Raw genomic sequence first — 20856 nt, forward strand, 5'->3', positions numbered from 1 at the left:
CCGAATGCCGGAGGTAACCAGAGAAACTCTGGCCCGTGGCAAACGGGGCTCGTGCCATCTTGTTCCGGCACACCTGCGCCACCTTGATGCTGGAAGGCGGGGCCGACATCCGGTTCATCCAGCAGTTGCTGGGTCATGTCGAGTTGAGCACGACCCAGATTTACATCCAGGTCTCGATCCAGCAGTTGAAGCAGGTTCATTCGGCGACCCATCCCGCCAGGCTCGAACGGCCCCAAAAGCCGCCGCCGGAGGCCTTCGGCCTCAAAAATAAGGGACAGGCTAATAGTTTTGTAAAGGAGAGAGGAACTTATTAGGTGTATAGCTGTAAGTATCTTTTAAATCATAAGATAGATATCTCTTCCTTGTGAGAATACACCCCTTCGGGATACGGGAAATGTCCAGTTTCATCTCCGTTTTCGCGCAAATTGCCCCGAAAGTGTTTGGGGTTGGAATGGTTCCTTCGGGCGGGGACGCCCTCGGATGCACTCGGGGACGCGGTGCGCTCGCCGCCATCATTGGCATCCGGGCCCCGGTCGAGAAGAATCTCAACTCTCCATATTCCGTCTTCGCGCTCTTGGTGGTGCAAATTGCTCCCCTTAAAAAAAACTATTGCGTCCACATGATCATTCAAATAAGAGTAACGGAGCGAACGGCTTTTAAATGACTAATAGTTTGTCTGTCCCTTCGAACTATGACAATGACTGCAGATCCAAGTTATAGTCGGAGTGGTATAGAACAGCAGAATGAGGGATGGCGGAAATAGCCCAAGGCAGAAGGCCAAGTACTGAGGAAACACCTCACTCTATAGCGGAAATACGGTAGCTGGTATTGCGGCCACCGCCGGGTTCCTGGATGAGAAGGCCTAGATTCAGCAGGGTTTTGATGTCGCGCAGGGCGGTGTCAGGTGAGCAACGGGCCAGTTTCGCGTACTTTGATGAGGTCAATTTCCCCTCAAATCCATCTAGAAGTCGGTTGATTACTTTGCGCTGACGCTCATTGACAGGGGTTTGTTTGTTGATGCGTTCCCAGATTTGGGACTTGCGCAGGATGATGGCCAGACTTCCTTCCGTCCCGGCCACTGCGCGGTTCAGACATCCCAAAAACCATTCTAGCCAAAGGGTAATGTCGGTTGTCCCTTTTTGACTTTGTTCCAGTTGGAGATAGTACTGTTTCTTTTCGGCCTCAATCTGGGAGGACATGCTGTAAAACCTGTCGGGCGTGCGGTCGGCACGGGCCAAGGCCATGTCGGCTATCGCTCGGCTCATGCGTCCATTCCCGTCTTCGAAGGAATGGAGAGTGACAAACCAGAAATGTCCCACCCCGGCTTTGAGCACCGGCTCGATATCCTTGGTGGTTTCGAACCATTTAAGAAAGGCCCTGACTTCGCCTGGAAGACGATCCGCTGGCGGGGCCTCGAAATGGACTCGTTCGCGTCCCACAGGCCCGGAGACTACCTGCATAGCCCCGATATGTGGTGGTCGCCAAGCACCGACCGTGATTTTTCGCATGCCGCTGCGGGCGATCGGAAAAAGGGATGCATGCCAGTTGAACAATCGGCTGACTGTTAGTGGTTCGTCGTACTTTTGGGTCGCGTCCAACATCATTTCCACGACGCCTTCGACGTCACGACTGGCCGGAACATCGTTGACAAAATCCATTCCCAACCTCCGCGCAATCGATGAGCGTACCTGGGCGACATCCAGAGATTCACCTTCGATGGCGCTGGATTTAATGACATCGTCGGTGAGGGCTGTCAGTCGGGCTTCTGAACGGAGTCTGAATCCAAGTCCTTCCATGCGACCCAAAAGGAGTCCCTGCCGATGCCTGACCTCTGTCAGCAAGGGTAGCAATCGTGCGGTGTCCCATTTGAGGTGGGGCCAGTCGCGACGCTGATGGATGTAGGTCATACAGATAATCTCCGCTTAATATGCGGAGATTGCAATAGTTATTCTACGCAACAAAAGCGGAGAATAAAGAGGGATTCGCCGCAAATCCATCACATCAGCATTTGGGTCGTGGTATTTTTTGATCAGAAGGGGCGATCAGAAGGGACAGGCTAATAGTTTTGTAAAGGAGAGGGGAACGTATTAGATGGAGAGCTGTAAGTATCTTTTTAATCATAATATATATATATTGTTCTTATGAGAATACACCCCTTTAGGATACGGGGAATGTCCACTTTCATCTCCGTTTCCGCGCAAATTGCTCCGGCTGGCTGTTATTTTCATAATTAATATCATATCGAAACTCACAATTGGCGTCGTATGGTTTTGGGCATAATTCCAGATTGAGACTGTTTATTTTGCTCGGGTTTGTCGGGCGGGGGCGTCATGAGTTGGCGAATGGCTTCAAAGACGACTTTGAAGTTGTGGTCATACTTTTTTTCAAGGGAGGAGAGTTTGCGGTTAAAGTTCTAAAGTCAAAGGGCCGGACAAATTATTCGGATCCTTTCAACTCCGATAAACTTCGCTGATGCGCGAGTTGATCGCGAGCGTGGGTAGTCCCGATGGATCGGGATAAACTGTGATGAGGCTATCTGTTATCTCTGTGAGTAGACCGGACCGACAATCAAAGAGCTAATGGTAAACGTCTTTGCGGTGGCCGACGGCCACCACCAGAACCAGTAACTCGCCATCTTTGATCTGGCAGAGAATGCGGTAATCACCAACCCGGTAAAGCCAAAGTCCGACCAGATCAGCACTGAGTCCCTTGCCAAAGCGACGGGGATCAGCATCAGCGGTAATCCTCTCGTCGAGGTAGTCGAGAATGTCCAGCTGGGCTTGATGCCCGAGCTTCTTGAGTTCTTTCAAGGCCCGTTCATCGAACCTATAGACCCAGTTCACGCTTCACTCCCTTGGCGGAGTAGGTCTTGGCCGGACGCTGTAGCCGCTGGGTGGCCAAGTAAATATCCTCCAAGTCTTTAAGGTGTTCGAGAATCGCCTCGCGGGCGTAAAAAGTCTTGGTGCGCCCAGTCTTTTTGGCTAGACGATCTAGGCGGCTTTCGGTGTCGGAGTCCAGTCTGATAGCTAGCATGGAGGCAAATTACCGCTGATATACACGTATAGCAAGCCCGTAATCCACGCTCGCAAGAAAATAAGGGGCAGACTAATAGTTTTGTAAAGGAGAGGGGAACGTATTCGATGGAGAGTTCGAAGCACTAAACTGTCTGCCACCACAAAACTTGATACGAAGCACAAAGCTTCATTTAACCACTGAACCGCCAATTTTTTGTAGGTGCTGTTAGCGGTTCGTTGTTTTTCTTCTTTCGTCAATTTAGTCTTTGTTTATTAATAGTCGTTTTACCATTTCAAGGTCAGTTGAATTGTCGTTTTTAATAGTCAAAAAATATTTTGTCTGCCAACGTTTAGTTTTCTCGGCTTGTTTACTTGTTGCTGCGTCCCAAGGTGGATAAACTCTAATTCCACGTTTTCCTTCTATACCATTTTTTGTTATTATTCCCTTCTCCGCTAAAACAGATTTCGGAAATAAAAATTGTCCAAAGTTGTCGCCACATTTTGAGGTGATAATTACAAAATCTAAGTCGTCTAAAATGCCAAAGGGTTTCGTTATTTCGTCTTTATTTCTTTTCCAAATGGTCACAAACTGCCCAATTTTTGCCGGTGTAATTTTTGAAACACGATGTTGAATTGTCTTTCCGTGAAGTACAAATGAACAAGCTCCGTATTCCGCACTTTCGGAATTCAACTTTGGGTCTGTAAAGTCAAAACCACATTTATCATAAACGAATTCTTTCGCAACTTTTAGGTCGCAATGAAATGAATTTATTATTTTCAATGAGCTTTCTGTTGTCATACTTTTTACTCGATATTCTGTTCGTTGGTTTTGTGTTTCGGTGTCATACTACAATGACCACTAACGGTTCTCAGCTATACGCAGGCAGGGATTTTAACCTCTGTGGCCTTTCGGCCTCTAAAATAAGGGACAGGCTAATAGTTTTTTAAGCGCGTTGTCAGCAGTTCGGCTTTTATATTTCAAGATTTGTAACTCTATACGAAAAATACTTGTTAATCATTTTCATTGTCACCCTAGGAGGTATTGACCACATGGCAAAGTTTCTTAATTCACATAAAATGGGGTTGGTCAGTTGTCCCAATTTACCAAATTTCAAACTTTCGTTCACAATGTGTGCGGAACGTGGAAACTGCAATTCTTCATATCTTTTAAATGATTTTTCACTTAAACCATATTTTTGAATTGATTTAGCTAAAATATAAGCTCCTTCAATGGCCATGCATCCACCTTGCCCTAAATTCGGAGTAGTTGGATGAGCTGCATCGCCAAGCAATGTAACATTTCCCTTAGACCATCCTCTGTGTGGCTTTCTATCTGACAAACTATTTTTCAAGATGGTTTTCGTATTTTCAATTAGCTCTGGAATTGGGGAATGCCAATCACCAAACAAACGCCTCAATTTTCCCTTTGTTCCTTCCGGGCTGTCGTCTTGCATGTAGTTTTCATTCGATGTCGCCCACCAGCCATAAACGCCATTTTTTATGGGAACTATACCTACTCGTTGTCCTTTTCCATAAGTTTCGCTGCCATACCCTATTTCAAAGTTTGTTTTTACAACTCCACGCCAAATATTGTAGCCTCTAAATATAGGTGCTCCATCATTGATGATGTGTTTCCTTACCTCTGAATTTATTCCGTCTGCCCCTACTACCGCATCAAATATTTTATTTTCTCTATTTTCAAATTCAACGGAAATCTGTCCATTATCTAAGTGAGAGATACTCTTAAAACAATGGTTATTGTAAAGTTTAGCATCAATGTTTTTTAAAAGAATTCCGTGCAATTCTGCACGGTGGATACAGATTACTGGGTAGTCACTTTTGGGTTCTGACTTACTAAGTATTTTACCTTTGCTCGTTTTTAAATAAACCGTCTTAATTTGCCCGCTACTATCTAAAACTTCTTCAAATAATCGTAATTCATCCATCACGCAAAGAGCATTAGGAAAAATACTTATCGCAGCTCCAACCTCTTCAAAGCATTCTTTTTTCTCAAAGAGATGAATATCGAATTCTTGTGTTGTCAAGCAACGTGCAAATGTTAGTCCAGCTATACCACCACCAATTATTGCGATTTGTTTTTTGTTCCCCATCTGTAATTGATTTAACATAGAATAAAAAACATCTGTTGCAGAAAGAACGGGAAAATAAGCGCTAACCCAACGAAGAGGATTTTTGATATTTTCATAAATTGATATTTTAAAATGAGGAGTTCTTTTAGAAAGAACTGCAAAGACCTTGATCAAAGTTAGAAGCGATATCAATCCATATCTGACCTTGGTGATGAATGATAAGGGGCGAACTCAACTTGAATGCGCAACTATTGCGGTGTGATCTGAAGTGCAGCACCGTCTAATCTATGGCTCATCCCCTGTCACCACACGGCGCAAAAATTCATCGTGCAAAAAAGAAAGCAAAGGCCTTCGGCCTCTAAAATAAGGGACAGGCTAATAGTTTTGTAAACGAGAGGGGAACGTATTAGATATACAGGTACAAGTGTCTTTCCAATAATAAGATATATATAACTACCTTGTAAGAATACACCCCTTCGCGATACAGGGAAAGTCCACTTTCATCTCCGTTTTCGCGCAAATTGCTCCGAAGGTGTTTGGGGTCAGAAATGGTTCTGAGCGGCGAGAATGCTCGGCTCGGACAATCGGAAGATTGTCCCTTCAGTCGCGAGGAGCAAATTGCACCACGAAGGGGGGAAACAATCCTGTGGTGAATCCTTTTTTCTGTAGGGCGAGCGGCCCTGCTTGCCGGGTGCCAGAGGTAACCAGAGAAACTCTGGCCCGTGGCAACCGAACCGGTCGCCCTACACGCGGAAAATCATGGGCCTTTGCGTGGAACTTATTTTCCCCAGAACGTTACTAGGAAGCATCCTCGGTCCCCGCGTCTTTCATCTCCGTTTTCGTGCAAATTGCCTGTGGCAAATTCCCCTTTGCCCATGGTCTGATGATTGGTTCGAGGAAGATAACAAATAACATTTGGCCCGCTACCGTATCTTAGCCGAGGAGCCTTCGAAACACGATTGATAGAATTCTGTACATGCGGGGCAATTCCCCCATGCAAACGATCAGTTATACAGACGCTAGAAATCAACTTGCCGGGTTAATGAATACCGCATCCCGCGACCGCGAACCTATCATCATTACTCGGAATGGAGCCGGGAAAGTGGTGCTACTGGCCATCGAAGAGTATGAGGCGATGGAGACGACGCTGCATCTTCATTCTACAGGGGTAAATGCCACCCAAATTCAGCAAAGTCTGGACGATTACGAAGCAGGCAAAATCCAGACGGGTGAGCTATGCGACTGAGGTGGTTACCGAATGGATGGAAAGACTACCGCTACTGGCAGGAAAACGACCGCAAAATCCTCGAGCGAGTGAACGAACTCGTCAAGGACGCGCAGCGTAATCCGTTCACGGGTATCGGCAAGCCTGAACCTATGAAAAATAATCTCAAAGGCTGGTGGTCGAGGCGGATTACTCAGGAGCACCGCTTTATCGATAAGGTAGAAAACGAAAGCCTCCTGATCATGCAGTGTAGGTTCCACTACGATGGTCACGTGTGCTGATCGTCAGGTTAGGCCTTGGCCTCAGGAATAAGGGAGGTGGTTAGTCAGGGCCTTTTTGACACAGGCACACCCTAGTAAGCAATTTGCTCATGGTTGATCGAAAAAAGGCAAAGTCAGTTTGTCGTTTGCCTTTGGCAATATACGTGTTGTTTGAAATTTAAGGGTCTCCGGGAAAAGGTGTGGGAATCTTTTCGAGGGGTTGGCCGGATTGGGCGAGTAATTCGCCTTGGTGAAGGGTTGCCCATTCCGTGATCATACCCAGCGCACTTCACCGGTGCCAAGACCGGAGTTACCGACAAGCAAGGCGAGACAGCGGCAACGATCGCGCTGACAAGAGATCGAGAAGCAACGCACGCTTATTTCCAAGCTGAACTCTCATCCCAATAAGGACTAACCCACAATACGATTCAATATAGAGAATCTTTTCTCTAATAATTCCAGTGTACTTTATGCAGTCATTGAGGACGGAAGGTTCACGGACAGGTGTAGTCATGGGGCAGTATTATTTCTGAGGTTAAATTTTCCTGTCCCGGGAGAAGAATTCTGTTTCTAAGCTCTCTAATCCGGGGGCTTTTAAGAAATTTGCGGATGATCGATTGCGAAATTCACGGGGGGTGCATTCAGCCCATTTGGTGAACCACCGGCTGAACTGGGCGGGGCTCTCGATGCCGATTTGATGGCCGACTTCTTTGATGGTAAAGTCCCCCATCGACAGGAGGGTTTTGGCGCGGAGACAACGCCGGTTTTGGATTTCGTAGTGGATCGTGTGGCCGTAAGTGGCTTGGAAGAGCCTGCGCAAATTGCGTTCGGACATCCCGCAGTGCCGGGAGAGTTCACACACTTCGACGTTGCGGTGCAAATTACTTTCGAGGAAGTGGAGGGCCTTAGACAGGGTGGCATCGCGGGTGTGCTGCGGGTGCGGGGTCGAGTCCGTGCCACCGGTGTGTCCGGTCAAGGCATCCATGGCTTGGAGGACAAATTGTTTCATGAGCTCGGTACGGAAATAGAGGCTTCTTTGGCCTGGGTATCCCCCGAGACTCCTGAGAGTCTGGACGTAAGAGGCTAGGAACCCGTAGTTTTTGCGGTAGGGGAGCGGATCTTTCAGGAAGTGATCGATAATCACTGTGGCACGGCTTTGTCCTTCCCACTGGCGAGGGACCAGTCCGAAGCTGCAGAAATCCAAGACGAGGTCTTTGGTCTTGAAGGAGGATATTTCGTGGAAGACCCCCGGTAGCGCAATAAAGAGGTCACCGGTTTTGAGCGGATATTTCTTTTGCCCGTGCTCAAAAATCCCGCTGCCGCTCCGGACAAGACAGAATTCATAATAGGTATGCCGGTGTTGCCGGTTAGTCAATTCCCGTTTGAAACGGGTCTCATCAGGGCCATAGACAGATAACCAATAAGCCCCCGCTTCGACAGTGTCGGAAATCCGGTTCTGGAGTATTTTGTCCGAAATGGTCAATTTTTTGTCCGGTGTAGCCATTGAAGTAAATGATACGTCACGTTACATTAGATTGTCAAAAATTAATTAAAAAACCCCCGGAAACCCCCTATGTCCCCCACACTACTCAATGAACCAACATTCAAAGTAACCGCCGAAATGATCAATTCCTTTAAAGAAAATGGTTATCTCGTGGTTGAAAACCTGATTGATCTTGGATTAGTCGAGGTACTCCGCCGTGATGCCGATGAAACTGTCGCCATGGCCATGGAAGCCAAGGCTAAAGGAGAGGCTGCTGCCCAAGGCTCTCATGCTGGGGTTTTTACTTGGTCTGGCGATTATATGAGTCCCGAGGAAATGAAGAAATATGAAGTCAACGGGATCCATGACATGCAGTTCCACCGCGGGAGTTTTTCACGCCTGATCATGGAAAAGAATGTCGGGGATCTGGCGCAGGCTCTGCTCGGGCCTGACGTGATGCTCCACCATACGAAGTTAATTTATAAAAAGCCCCACACGGGCGGGATGTTCCCGATGCACCAGGACTATCCTTATTTCCCGTTCAAGAACCACAGCATGCTGGCTTTCTCCATCCACCTCGATGACACAGATGATCATAATGGCGGGCTCCGAGTGATCCCGGGCAGTCACAAGCTCGGTCCCTTGGCCTTAGCGAATAAACCCGGGCAAAGCATGTATGTGGATCAAAAGAAGTATAAGCTCGAAGACGGGATCAGTGCCCCGGTGAAAGCGGGTGGGGTCGTGATTTTTAATTACCTGACACTGCATGGCTCACCCGTGAATCATTCAGATCGTTTCCGTCGTAATATTCTGCTGCAGATCAGGGATGCTCATGACATTCCTGATGGGGAAATGCATAGTTCACGAGGACAAGGCATGATTTTGCGTGGGAAAAATCCGCACTTTTACGCGACAGACCTGAGTAACCGGCATTAATCGCCAGACGTCCGCGGGGTGTCGCCCGAAACAACTAACCAGCTAAAAAAACAAGAAAGCCCGAAATATGGAAGACACATTAAAGATGACGCCCCGTGAACGTTTTATCCGAGCCCTTGAACGAAAACCGTTGCAGGGTTTGGTTCCCCATTTTGAGCTGGTTTTTTTCCTAACGATGGAGGCTTTCGGGAAAGTTCATTTTTCCCAGCGGCGTTATGATCAGTGGGATCAGATGAGCCAAAAGGAGAGGGACCTGCATATCACCGACAGCGCTCAGCTTTACATACAAACGGCTGAGTACTTCGGACATAGTGCGATTTTCCTGCATCCAAATCCTTCTAGCGACACGGAGATTTTCCGGCTCATCGACAAGGTCCGTGAATTGTCCGGGGATAAATATTTCCTCATGATGCATGGGGATGCGACCTTCGCGATTCCGGACGGGAATACCATGGTGGATTTTTCCTACAAGATGGTGGATGAACCTGAGGCGCTGCTCAAGGAGGCTCAAGATATGGTTGATAACAATTTGCGTTTCATCGAAAAAGTCAGAAATCATGGCGGCTTAGACGGGTTCGCTTTGTGCTCGGATTATTGCCTCAATGATGGGCCATTCATGAGTCCCAAAAATTTCTCTAAATTCGTCGGCTCTTACCTGAAGCAGACTGTCAAAAACCAGCGTGATGCGGGGTTCTACGTGATTAAACATACCGACGGCGATATCATGCCGATCCTTGATCAGCTCGTGGATGCAAATCCCCATGCGCTGCACTCCATCGATCCTCAGGCAAGAGTGGACATCGCCGAGGTTGAAAAACTCGTCGGTGACAAAGTCGCCCTTTGCGGAAATGTCAACTGCGGCTTGATCGACACGGGCACAGAAGCGGAAGCAATCGAATCCACCCGTTACGCCCTCAAACACGGTATGCCCGGCGGCGGATATATCTTTTCGACGAGTAACTGTATTTATACAGGCATGCGCCTCGAACGTTATAAACTCATCCTCGATGTCTGGCGCAAAGAAGGTATTTACGCCTAATCCTGATGGATCGTTAAACCGGCATTAACCGAAAACACCAAGAGCTTCCGGTAAACATTTTCCCCCCTTCTCCACCCCCTTGTTTTGTTTGTAGGGGGCTGAGGGGCGAAAAGTTGATTAAGAATAATTTGCCCGGTTTTTTATCGCCCGTTCATAGACGTGGACATATTCCTTGGCCGAATGTTCCCAAGTGAATCGGCGTTCCATGGCGTTACGGCGCAGGCTCTCGATGTGATGGGGGCGGTCGAACCAAGTGGAGATGGCCCAGCCGATGGTGTTATACAGGGCCCAAGCGGAAATCTCATTAAATTTAAAGCCGGTGCCTTGGCCGGTGGCTTCATCATAATTTTCCACCGTGTCATTAAGCCCACCGATGGCACGAACGATGGGCAGGGTGCCGTATCTGAGGGAATACATTTGGTTCAGGCCGCAGGGTTCATAAAGGGAGGGCATCAGGAAAAAGTCGCTACCGGCCTCGATCATGTGACTGAGTTCATTATTATATCCGATATAAACACCGACCCGCCCGCGAAAACGGTGCTCGAGGGAACGGAAGAAATCTTCGGTGCGTGTATCCCCGCTGCCTAAGAGACAAAACTGCATGTCCATGGCGTCGAGTGCCCGGGGCAGGGCTTCCTCAATCAGGTCGAATCCCTTTTGGTCGGCAATGCGGGAAATGATTCCGAAAAGGGGAATGTGGGGATTCGTGATGAGTCCGAGCCTCTTTTGGAGTTCGAATTTGCATTTGGCTTTGCCGCGCATGTCATTAATCGAGTAGGTAGCGGTGATGAATTTGTCGGTTTCGGGGTTCCACTGGGTGTAATCCACGCCGTTGAGGATACCGAAGAGGTCGTCTTTTTTGGCGAGGAGCTGGCTGTCGAGTCCGCATCCGCCGATGGGTCCGAGGATTTCCTTGGCATAAGTCGGGGACACCGTTGTGATCGCATCGGCAAAGTGGATACCGGCCTTTAAGAGATTTAACCCGCCAAAATCTTCAATGACTCCCCCGTTAAAATATTCCCCACCCAGACCGATATAAGTAAAAGCACTGGCGTGGAATTTGCCTTGGTAACCCATATTATGGATCGTGAGTACACTGGCCGTGTGCGAGAGGGGGGAGAGGATACGGTCCCAGGTTTTCAGGAAGGTCGCTGTGAGTGATGTCGGCCAATCATGGAGGTGCATGACATGGGGAGTCCAGGCCAGGTCCTTGCAGACTTGCAGGGCGGCCTTGCTCAGGAGGCCGAAACGGAATGCGTTATCCTGGTATTCCCCCCCGATATCACCATAAATCGCCCCCCGTTTGAAAAAACGCGAGTAATCGACGAACATGACCGGGACCTCGTCATAAAGCATGCCTTCATGGATACCGACCCAGTTCTCTTCACCCTTACCCATGTGGATACAGGAGGAAAAGCGGAATTTAATATTGTATCTCACCGGGTCTATCGTGTCATAAAAGGGGATGATGATCCTGACATCATGCCCTTGGCGTTTGAGTTCGCGGGGCAATGCCGAGACGACATCAGCCAGTCCACCGGTCTTTGCAAATGGTTCACACTCAGATGCGACAAAAAGGATACGAAATTTGCCTGATTTTCCGGGCTTGAGTATTGTTTTTTTGAGCGGCTTTTTCTGTAGAGAAGTCGGAGCTTTTTTGCTGGGGGCTTGGGCTTTTATCTTTGTCACGTCGGCTTTTGGCTTTGAATCCTTGGCCTTTGGTGGGGACTTTTTGCCTTTTTTATGGAGTTTTAAGGCTGCTTCGGTAGATTCGAGCGTCTTGGTGGCCTGGACTACTTCTTTTTGAAGTTTCTTGCCCTTTTTCGAATTTTTATCTTTTTTCTTTCCCATAAACGAATCCCGTTGTTCACTCATTTTAAGTATGGAAATCCTGCATGAACAGGTTTGGCTGGATAGAGCCCGTGCACACTCGTCCCGGGTGTCGCGCTGGGTCCAGCCCCATTTACAGCGCAAGAGCATGGAGCAAAAAGAGCCTGTCGTCGATTTTCTTTTTTCATATTACTCGTTACGTCCCGGGCAACTCTTAAAATGGACCCCGGGCGAGGGCGTGATCCTGGGAGGGGCGAGGGGTGAAAGTTTTCTAAATGAAAAGCATTTTGCCCGCGTGGAGGGCCGGGGGGTCGCCTTGGATATAAAAAGCTTGGCCTCAAAGAGGATGGTAGGACTCTCTTACATCCGCAATTTGCTCCGGACGACTCTCGTGCGACCCGCGCAATTTGCCTGTTACGGCCTTCACGAATGGGCCATGGTTTATCGGGCCCCGGAGATCCGGCATACAGAATTACCTTTGAGGATGGCCCCGGACCAAATCGCGCGGTTTGTCGAAACCCAGAATATCTGCTGCACACATTTTGATGCTTTCCGGTTTTTTACCCCCGAGGCTCGGCCCCGGAATAAATGGCAGCTCGAACGCCCCGGCCAAACGGATTTCGAGCAGCCCGGCTGTATCCATGCAAATATGGACCTTTATAAATGGGCATATAAATTACTCCCCTGGATCGCTTCCGAGCTCGTCGCCGACTGTTTCGAACTGGCCATGACCGCCCGGAAAATCGATATGCGCGCCAGCCCTTATGATCTTGAGGCGGCCGGTTACGCCCCTATCCGGATCGAAACCCCCGAGGGCCGGGAGGAATATGTCGAAGCGCAGAAACAAATTGCCCGGGATGCCGAGCCTCTCCGGCAAAGATTGATTCAGGCTTATGAACGGGTGATTGGTCATCAGGGTTAACAGGAGTTTTTGTCCGCGAGTGGTCGAGAGATTCATTTTTTTCAATTATTTGTGTGGTGGCGGTCGCTCTGGCTCTTCTGGGCGTAAAAAGTCATCGGATGAATTTGAAATAATTAGGGAGCTTCATTCAGAGCCATTTGCGCGAGCAAAATACGGTATATTTCTCCGCGTCGGATTTGGAGGACGGTAACGACGAAGCTATTCTCTTCAAAAGAAAAGCCAGAGACAACAGGTTTTGAGCTTTTGGCCTTTATCCACTTATCGACAGTGATATTAAAGTTCTCAGTCTTGGGACTGAATTTTGTTTTTTGATAAATCTCTTTCAAGGTGGTGCCCCCATCGATTTTCCATTTGTCCGGAGAAACTTGGCGGATTTCATCGGGGAGCTGGTCAAATTCATTGGAGACTTCGCCAATGACCGCCTCGATAATATCTTCCATCGTGATCATCCCGATAATACTGCCATCAGGAGCCTCGACTAAAGCGAGGTGATAACGTTTTGAGGTCAGAATTTTCAGACCTTCCTCGATTTTGAGGGAATCAGATATTTTAATGATGGGACGCACGAAATTTGCGATCACGGCCTCTTTGCGGCTGGGAGACATGGCCAAGAGCTCTTTGTAGTTTAGGTATCCGGTGATGCCCTGTATCGTGCCATCCTTGCTGACGGGATAACGGGTGTGCAGGGTGGTAGCCGCCCGTTCAAAATTATCAATGTTACTTTTAACCAGACTGAAGTAGGTGAGGGCATCAATCGGGATCATGATATCGCGCACCATTTTATTTTGTAGGCTGGCAGTATTAAGAATGATTGATTGTTGCGCCGAGCTGATGATGGCACTTGAATGGGCCATACGAGTGATGGTGGTTAAGTCTAAAATACTCATTTGGTTCTCATTATGTTTATTCTTGAATGGTTTTGAGATGAACTCAGTCAGGAATATGATTGGTCGAAGAAAAAAGATCATTACTTGCAGAATCGGACCAAAAATGGGAGCCAGTCTCTCCGCAAAGCTTACTCCGATCACCTTTGGCAGGATTTCTGTGCAGACAAGGATGACTGCTGTGAATATGATGGAGAATATCCACAAATTTTCTGCTCCATACACATCATCAAAGGCACCACCAGCAAAAGTGGCTCCTCCGGTGTGGGCGATGGTATTAAGAATCAGGATAGCCGCAATCGGCCGATCAATATTCGATTTCATACGCATCCACATTTTGGCCCAGAGCTTGCCCTTGCCCGCCGCCGCTTCGAGCCGGACGGGATTCAAGCTCAGGAGCATAGCCTCCATGAGTGAGCAAAGAAACGAAACCACGACAGCGACCGTTACACTAACTAATAAAATCGTCATAAGTGCCGAAAAATTAGCATAATAGCGCTCGAATGCAAAAGAATCAGTGTAAAAAACTCATCATTGATTCATCAATAAATCATTCCGTCAGGGAGATTTGCTTCCTTGCGTCAGTGGGGGCGGTTCTGCTAGGGTAGTAAGCTTATCTATGATTAGTTTTATCCGAGGAAAACTTGTGGAAGCCAAACCGACGGCGGTATGTGTGGAGTGCGGAGGGCTGGGGTATGATGTGCATATCCCGCTTTCGAGCTTCGGCAAATTGCCTGCAATCGGTGCGGAAGTATATTTACGTACCCATCTCACGATCCGAGAGGATGCTCATATCCTTTTCGGTTTTGCTACGGAGGAGGAACGTGAACTTTTCCGCTTGCTCATCGATAAGGTCAGTGGTGTGGGTCCGGTGCTGGCACTTAAAGTCTTGAGCGGGATGAATGTGGATCAGTTCAAAGCCTGTGTCTTGAGCGGGGACACCAAGACCCTGAGCAAATTGCCCGGGTTAGGCAAAAAGACGGCTGAACGGATCGTCGTCGAGCTCAAGGATAAACTCTCCCTCGGCCCGGTCAGTAGTACGGGAATGGATATTTCCGGCGGTTCTGCGCAAATTGCCCGGACGGGTGAAAATGCAGCGTTCCATGACGCCGTGGGGGCACTGGTCGCCTTGGGCTTTAAACAGGCCGATGCCTGGACAGCCGTGCGCAATTTGCTCGGTAAACCCGAGTCGAAGGATATGAAGCTTGAGGAAATCGTCCGCGAAGCCATCAACTCGCTGACTTAGTTATTTTTATGGTTTTCTGGATTTATTACGCAATTTGCGTTGTAGGACGATGAGGACAAGTCCTGCCCCGCAGCCTAATAACGCGTATGCGGAGGGTTCAGGAACGGCTTGGACCGTTAATTGCATGATCTGCCCGTTGACATTGCCTGCACCGAAATCAGCCGTTTGCGCAATGGTAGCCCTGTCGATTGTCCAGAGGGCGGAATCGAGGGCGCTGTAGTTAATGCCATTATAAGTCACAGAACCTGCGACATCCGCCAGATAATAAGCAAATGACGCCCCAGATATGGATGTGAAAAAACCCGCCGCATTATCGGTGAAAAATCCGCCTGTATAAATATCACCGTTATTCAGCCCGGCGACATTTAAATAGATACTGATGACATTAGCTCCTGTCATCGGAGCAGTGAAAGGGGGGAAACCAGTGATACGTGAAACATCATTTATGCTCGCCATGGGTGCCAGAAAATCCGGTGCGGCGCCCGTGTATTCAAAATTAAAATCCAAGCCTCCTGTGGGGTCAATAGATGCCGCGGTGCTAATTCCGGGGCTATTACCCGGATCGACACTACCTGAACCGCTGATTTGCCCGACAGAAAGTGTTCCTTTGAGGGCTGTCCCGGTTTGAAGCGTGAGATTACCTAGCGTGGCAGTACCTTGGACCGTACCGGATTCGAGCGTTATATTGGAGAAATTTGTGATATTGAAATTAACCGTGATTGCATTGCCCGTACCGGCATCGAATTTCAAAGTGTTACCGCCCGTGCCGCCGTCGAGTGCCCCATTAATGGTGCTGCCCTGCTTGAGGATGATTTCATCATTGCCTCCTCCCATGTCCACTGCGAGCCCATTGGTCCCTGATATCGTTCCCGCATTCACGAGCCTGTCGTCACCCCCTCCAAATTGAATGGCGGCACCGACACCTACAGCGCCGTTTCCGGTGATCGACCCGGTAGAGTAGTTGGTGATCGTATTATTAAAGTTCCCCGCGATTTTGATGGCGTACTCATTTTCCCCGAGGATGCTTCCTGTATTATGGATCACGATGGCCGACACCCCGGCGTTTCCGTTGCCGTCATCGACTTGGATACCCCTTGCTTGACCGGAGATTGATCCTGAGTTTGTGACGAATCCGCCCCCGAGGGCGAATCCTTCACTATTACCGTCCATGGCCCCGGTATTGCCTTTGGCTTGGACGAAGCCGTAATTATAGATAGTGGCAGCCCCGTCGATATCGATGCCGTCACCGTCGGCGGTGGGGGAGTTTGTATTACCTTTGATGGTCCCGAAATTAACCACGGTCGCGACATTCGAGAATCCATCGACATTAATACCGGAGCCGCTGCGCCCGATGATGAATGCCCCGGATTGGTTCGTGATTGCGATATTGATTTTTGTCTCAATACCGTGTGTGCCCCCGGTGATGGTGCCACTGTTATATATCCAGTTATTCGTCTGAGCCGGGAAAAGGTTCGTGCTGAATGCGATGCCTTCCTCGGTGGCAGAGATAATCGTGCCGGTATTCGAAATAATCCCGCTGACGATTCTGAGGCCCTTCTGGGAACCGCTAATCATTCCGTAATTATAGATCCGGCTATTTGTATTGATCTGGGAATCATAAGCGTCCCCCGTAGTCGAGAAAATCGAGCCGTCATTGGTCAGGGTATTATTTGAGCCGGGGCGGATCGCATCTGCATTTGTGGCCGAAATGGTCCCGCCCGAATAATTAACCACCAAGCTATTGCCGGCTGTGATACTGTCGAGGTCAAGGGCTTGACCGCTTGTTCCACCACTGAATAACCCGGCATTGTGGAGGGTGAATGTGGAGCCTCCCCCGCGCACCTGTAGCCCGTCATCGCTGCCCCCTTTGAGGGTGGCCAGCGGGCCATTGGTGATGGAAAAACCTGTGGTATTGCCATTCTGCGTACGGATTGCCCGGTCACTGGTAGAGATTAATAAACCTAGGTTGGTAATTGATGCGTTGTTCCCGTTAATCGTTACAGCCACACCGGCAGTTGATAATCCCGCGTTGTTTGAGATAAATCCTGTTTCGTTTAAAATCAATATTCGTCCGGTGGCATTAGTGCCTGTGGTAATGCTAAAGCTTGTGGCGTGGATCACTGCGGTATTGCACAGCGCCAGGACAAGGAGAGTGAAGATATGTTTTTTCATGGGGGGGGGTAATCCGTCAGGGACTTCGGTTGACTAGATAGGTAGCGGCAGGAATGTGGCAGGCGTATGGCGGATGTGTGAATAACGGGTGACAAGGCTGTCCATGTTTTTCGGGGGCTTGTCGTCCGTGCAAATTGCGCGGGGCGGTGAAAACTATTGTTCCCATCTGGGGAAATTTCGTTTAAGGAATTTGTCTTCTCACATGAAAGACATTGTTTATTTTGATTTGGAAACGCAAAAAACCGCCGATGAGGTGGGGGGATGGGATCCTGCCTCAAAGATGAAGATGAAAATGTCCATTGGGGTGACTTTCTCGACCAAAACAAACCAATACCATATTTATACCGAGGATCAGGTGGAGGATATGATCCAGCAGCTCATGAGGGCGTCTGTGGTCGTGGGGTTTAACCATGTGAATTTTGATTATCAGGTATTAGCAGGGTACAGCTTGCTAGATTTTAAGCAGATTCCGAGTTTTGACATGCTTGTCGAGGTGGAGAAGATCCTGGGGCACCGTCTGAAGCTCGACTCGATTGCGGAAGCCACACTGGGGTATAACAAAACCGCCGACGGTTTGGATGCGATCCGGTGGTGGCGAGAGGGCAAAATCTATGAAATCGCCGAATATTGCGCCTTTGACGTGAAAATCACAAAGGAAGTTTTTGAGTACGCCCTTTCCTATAAGGAACTTTTCTATCTGGATAAATTCAAAAAACGCCGTTGCATGAAGACGGATTGGAAAGTTTGATGGGGTAAAGGATGGCGGGATACGGTTCAAAAGCCAAAAAATATCCGGTTTGGCTTGTTATTTTTAAGTACATCCCCTTGCAAAAGGTCTGATCCGATTTTATGATCAAGATTCAAGTAGAAATCTATGATTGAAAATTTCGACCAGTCAGCCCTGCTTTTGATCGGCCATGGTTCGTCCAAAAACGGCGAATCGGGGGCGGCCTTGTCGTTTCAAGCAAAAATGCTGAAGAGTTGCGAGATATTCAAAGAGGTCAAAGAGGCGTATTGGCAGATGGATCCCCTGATTAATGATGTATTACCCACTATCCAGTCAAAAACGATTTATATTGTCCCTTTCTTCTTGAGCGAAGGTTATTTTACGCAGCAGGTTTTACCCCGGCATTTAGGGTTAAGGGGGCGTTTCGCCCACCAAGCAGGCAAAGACTACTTTTATTGCCGGCCTGTGGGGGTGCATCCGAAGATTGATGAGATTATTAATAGCCGTATGACGACCATCTTGACTTGTGAAGGAGCACCCATCCCCCAAGAAACATGCCTTTTTATTGCTGGCCATGGGACAAATAGGGCAAAAGACTCGTCCCGGTTTGTGCTCGAACAGGTGAAAAGGTTACAGGGGAAAACCCCGTTTGCTGAGGTGAAACCGTTTTTTTTGGACCAAGCCCCTTATATTAAGGACTGGCGCACACTGACTGATAAGAAGCAAATTGCAGTGATTCCCTATTTTCTCAGTGACGGGCTCCATGTTTCCGAGGATATCCCCGCACTATTGGGGTTCAGTGAGAATGAGGAAATCGAGGCTTTTAGCCTTGTGGCAATAGGGACTCCAAAGGTAAATGAATCGGGAAAGCTGGAATTCACCCAGTTTATAATGAAAAAGAGGTTGTTTGGGGAGAAGGATCTGATTGTGGCCGGGGTGGAAGGCCGCAAGATCTGGTATACTCGGTCTCTCGGGCGTGAACCAATGATGGCCAATATCATATTAGACTTGTGTGATGAGCATACCGAAAAGATGTAATCAGCCTGAAGATTGTCTCAGAGAAAGGGCAGGAGTAGGCGGGTGAATCTCTGAAGAAGACACGGGGAAGGGTAAAGCGTTCAAAAATTTTTTAAAAATATTCTTGCAGGATTTTTAAAGGCTGTTACAAAACAGGGAAACTAATTGGGGAGGATCAGGCAACTGGCATACCAAATGCTTGATTCTTTAAAGGTTCTCAAAACCAAAACCACGAAATAACCTAAACAAAAACGAGGAAAACAAATGAATAAATTCAGCATGATCACTCTTTGTGCAGCTGTCGCATTGACCTCCAGCCTCTTCGCCGGTAGCGATAAGGTTGAGGAAATGAAAAAGATGCTCGAAGATCAAGGCATTCAGCCAAACTACGTCGAAACAGCCCAGAAAGGTGTTAAACTTTCCGGATATGTTGACGTCAGTTATACATATAGCCCTAATCAAGGTTATACAGATACATCGACGACAACAGCGCTTCCTGCTGGTGCTCCTAATGCAATTGTGACATCACCTACTGGTGCTACAAATGTTGCTCCGATGAACAATCGTGATTCAAACGATTTCAGCGTGAATGCTGTCAAACTCACTCTTGAAAAAGACCTGAGCGACGCAAATGAATTCACCGCTGGTTTCCGTACTGACCTCATGGTTGGTGAAGACGCCCAAGTCATGAGTGGTAATAATACTCCTGCCGTTGGTTCTGGATTCAGCAGCCAAGCTAGTTCCCTCTTCTTGGAACAAGCTTATGTTCAATTCCGTGCCCCTATTGGCAATGGTATTGACTTCAAGGTCGGTAAATTCGTTACATTGCTCGGATACGAAGTCATCGAAAGCCCTGCGAATATTAACTTCACACGCGGCCTTCTTTTCACCTTCGCTATTCCTCTGACACATGTTGGTGCCCTTGCTAGCTATAAATTCAACGATATCGTTGATATGCAAATGGGTATCGTCAATGGTTGGAACAATGACGACACATACTTCGGAATGGGTCCTGGCACTCAAAACAATGCCGGTTCATTCGCTAAAGCTGTCACAGGCCGCATTAACGTAACCGCTCCTGGTGGAAACGCTAACATCGCGAATTCCTTCATCATTAGTCCTAATGGTGGCGAAGTTGCTGGCGGATTCCCTGCTAACACAACCAATGATTCCTCACCATCAGCCAATAATACTTGGACTTATGACATCTGGGGTAACTGGGCACCAAAGTTTGCTAATGACAAACTCCTCCTCGGTTTCAACGGTGTTATCGGTGGTGACAATCAGCTCAACACAACAGCACTTCCTGTCAATAACCAACGTGGTAATATCTACTACGGTGCTGCACTGTATGCTAAATACCAATTCACACCGAAATTCAGCTTAGGTTCACGTGCTGAATACTTCGTTGACTCAACAGGTATGCGCACAGGTTGGAATAGAAGTGCACAAACAGGTGTTACATCCCAATCACAACTCTGGGAAGTTACCCTCACAGCCAGCTTTGACCTCTGGGAAAACATGCTTGCCCGTCTCGAATATCGTCATGACGGTGGCAACATTAACCCTTACGGTTACCAAACAAGCGGTCAAGGCAGTGCTAATAACAACACTGTTGCTTTGAACTTCGTTTACAGCTTCTAATCCAAGCCTAAATAAAGATTCTTTTTTAAACCCCGACCTTCACTGGTCGGGGTTTTTTATTGTCTAGACCACTACCGGGAGGGACAAATCTCCCCACTTTCCCGTGAACGCAAAGACCAAAAAAACTGGAGGGACGAGTTTCACCTCGTCCACGACCCCGGGACCCAAGCCGGATTTTGTCCGTGAACGCAAAGACCAAAAAAACTGGAGGGACGAGTTTCACCTCGTCCGAGACCACCGGACCAAGCTGGAAATTGTCCGCGAACATAAAGACCAAACAAACTGGAGGGACGAGTTTCACCTCGTCCGAGACCACGGGACCAAGCTGGATTTTGTCCGTGAACACAAAGACCAAATAAACTGGAGG

General features: G+C 48.2%; 21 protein-coding genes. 12 read left to right on the plus strand and 9 right to left on the minus strand.

Annotated elements, in window-relative coordinates; translation table 11 throughout:
* Positions 1–86 precede the first annotated feature (86 nt).
* On the plus strand, positions 87–314 hold the full coding sequence (locus SGI98_10635) for a tyrosine-type recombinase/integrase (GenBank protein ID MDZ4743858.1): 228 nt from the start codon (positions 87–89) through the stop codon (positions 312–314).
* Between the two features lie 50 nt (positions 315–364).
* Positions 365–664 carry a hypothetical protein gene (locus tag SGI98_10640; protein ID MDZ4743859.1) on the plus strand — a complete coding sequence of 100 codons (300 nt, stop codon included), beginning with the start codon at positions 365–367 and terminating at the stop codon, positions 662–664.
* Between the two features lie 133 nt (positions 665–797).
* Here the strand turns inward: SGI98_10640 and SGI98_10645 are convergent, their stop codons facing one another.
* From SGI98_10645 to SGI98_10665, 5 genes are all read right to left on the minus strand, one after another.
* Positions 798–1907, minus strand: a complete 1110-nt coding sequence (locus SGI98_10645) for a Fic family protein (protein ID MDZ4743860.1) — start codon at positions 1905–1907, stop codon at positions 798–800.
* A 669-nt stretch (positions 1908–2576) separates the two neighbouring features.
* Entirely contained in the window at positions 2577–2843 is a 267-nt protein-coding gene (locus SGI98_10650) for a type II toxin-antitoxin system RelE/ParE family toxin (GenBank protein MDZ4743861.1), read from the minus strand.
* Positions 2827–3033 carry a TraY domain-containing protein gene (locus SGI98_10655; protein ID MDZ4743862.1) on the minus strand — a complete coding sequence of 69 codons (207 nt, stop codon included), beginning with the start codon at positions 3031–3033 and terminating at the stop codon, positions 2827–2829. Before SGI98_10655 ends, SGI98_10650 begins: the two co-directional genes overlap by 17 nt.
* Positions 3034–3273: 240 nt before the next feature.
* Positions 3274–3813, minus strand: a complete 540-nt coding sequence (locus SGI98_10660) for a MepB family protein (GenBank protein ID MDZ4743863.1) — start codon at positions 3811–3813, stop codon at positions 3274–3276.
* Between the two features lie 172 nt (positions 3814–3985).
* Entirely contained in the window at positions 3986–5278 is a 1293-nt protein-coding gene (locus SGI98_10665) for an FAD-dependent monooxygenase (GenBank protein MDZ4743864.1), read from the minus strand.
* A gap of 802 nt (positions 5279–6080) precedes the next feature.
* Here SGI98_10665 and SGI98_10670 point away from each other — a divergent pair.
* Positions 6081–6350, plus strand: a complete 270-nt coding sequence (locus SGI98_10670) for a type II toxin-antitoxin system prevent-host-death family antitoxin (GenBank protein MDZ4743865.1) — start codon at positions 6081–6083, stop codon at positions 6348–6350.
* The gene (locus SGI98_10675; GenBank protein MDZ4743866.1) at positions 6341–6610 is read left to right on the plus strand and encodes a Txe/YoeB family addiction module toxin; all 270 of its coding nucleotides are present in this window, start codon (positions 6341–6343) and stop codon (positions 6608–6610) included. The genes SGI98_10670 and SGI98_10675 overlap by 10 nt, the downstream gene beginning before the upstream one ends.
* 514 nt (positions 6611–7124) lie before the next feature.
* Here SGI98_10675 and SGI98_10680 read toward each other — a convergent pair.
* Positions 7125–8093, minus strand: coding sequence for an AraC family transcriptional regulator (locus SGI98_10680; GenBank protein MDZ4743867.1), 969 nt, complete (start codon positions 8091–8093; stop codon positions 7125–7127).
* A gap of 69 nt (positions 8094–8162) precedes the next feature.
* On the opposite strand from SGI98_10680, the gene SGI98_10685 reads away from it, so the two are divergent.
* Together SGI98_10685 and SGI98_10690 are read left to right on the plus strand one after the other, a co-directional pair.
* The gene (locus SGI98_10685) at positions 8163–9008 is read left to right on the plus strand and encodes a phytanoyl-CoA dioxygenase family protein (GenBank protein ID MDZ4743868.1); all 846 of its coding nucleotides are present in this window, start codon (positions 8163–8165) and stop codon (positions 9006–9008) included.
* 67 nt (positions 9009–9075) lie between these two features.
* A complete protein-coding gene (locus SGI98_10690) occupies positions 9076–10047 on the plus strand; it encodes a uroporphyrinogen decarboxylase family protein (protein ID MDZ4743869.1) in 972 nt (323 codons plus the stop codon).
* A 117-nt stretch (positions 10048–10164) separates the two neighbouring features.
* Here SGI98_10690 and glgA read toward each other — a convergent pair whose 3' ends face one another.
* Positions 10165–11898: a glycogen synthase GlgA gene (gene glgA, locus SGI98_10695; GenBank protein ID MDZ4743870.1), complete on the minus strand. Its 1734-nt coding sequence runs from the start codon at positions 11896–11898 to the stop codon at positions 10165–10167.
* 31 nt (positions 11899–11929) lie between these two features.
* Between glgA and SGI98_10700 the strand changes: the two genes are divergently transcribed.
* A complete protein-coding gene (locus tag SGI98_10700) occupies positions 11930–12799 on the plus strand; it encodes a 3-methyladenine DNA glycosylase (protein MDZ4743871.1) in 870 nt (289 codons plus the stop codon).
* 113 nt (positions 12800–12912) lie between these two features.
* Here the strand turns inward: SGI98_10700 and SGI98_10705 are convergent, their stop codons facing one another.
* Positions 12913–14154: a CNNM domain-containing protein gene (locus SGI98_10705; GenBank protein MDZ4743872.1), complete on the minus strand. Its 1242-nt coding sequence runs from the start codon at positions 14152–14154 to the stop codon at positions 12913–12915.
* 148 nt (positions 14155–14302) lie between these two features.
* Between SGI98_10705 and ruvA the strand changes: the two genes are divergently transcribed.
* Positions 14303–14929, plus strand: a complete 627-nt coding sequence (gene ruvA, locus SGI98_10710) for a Holliday junction branch migration protein RuvA (protein ID MDZ4743873.1) — start codon at positions 14303–14305, stop codon at positions 14927–14929.
* 6 nt (positions 14930–14935) lie between these two features.
* On the opposite strand, the gene SGI98_10715 is transcribed toward ruvA, so the two are convergent.
* Positions 14936–17101 carry a hypothetical protein gene (locus tag SGI98_10715; protein MDZ4743874.1) on the minus strand — a complete coding sequence of 722 codons (2166 nt, stop codon included), beginning with the start codon at positions 17099–17101 and terminating at the stop codon, positions 14936–14938.
* 202 nt (positions 17102–17303) lie between these two features.
* Here SGI98_10715 and SGI98_10720 point away from each other — a divergent pair, with 202 nt between their 5' ends.
* The 4 genes from SGI98_10720 to SGI98_10735 form a co-directional block, all read left to right on the plus strand.
* Positions 17304–17849 carry a ribonuclease H-like domain-containing protein gene (locus SGI98_10720; GenBank protein MDZ4743875.1) on the plus strand — a complete coding sequence of 182 codons (546 nt, stop codon included), beginning with the start codon at positions 17304–17306 and terminating at the stop codon, positions 17847–17849.
* A 126-nt stretch (positions 17850–17975) separates the two neighbouring features.
* The gene (locus SGI98_10725) at positions 17976–18866 is read left to right on the plus strand and encodes a CbiX/SirB N-terminal domain-containing protein (protein MDZ4743876.1); all 891 of its coding nucleotides are present in this window, start codon (positions 17976–17978) and stop codon (positions 18864–18866) included.
* Between the two features lie 243 nt (positions 18867–19109).
* Entirely contained in the window at positions 19110–20489 is a 1380-nt protein-coding gene (locus SGI98_10730; GenBank protein ID MDZ4743877.1) for an outer membrane beta-barrel protein, read from the plus strand.
* A gap of 103 nt (positions 20490–20592) precedes the next feature.
* On the plus strand, positions 20593–20856 hold a 264-nt coding region (locus tag SGI98_10735; GenBank protein MDZ4743878.1), incomplete at its 3' end, for a hypothetical protein.

It is taken from the genome of Verrucomicrobiota bacterium (genome assembly GCA_034440155.1).
Taxonomy (GTDB): Bacteria; Verrucomicrobiota; Verrucomicrobiia; order JAWXBN01; family JAWXBN01; genus JAWXBN01.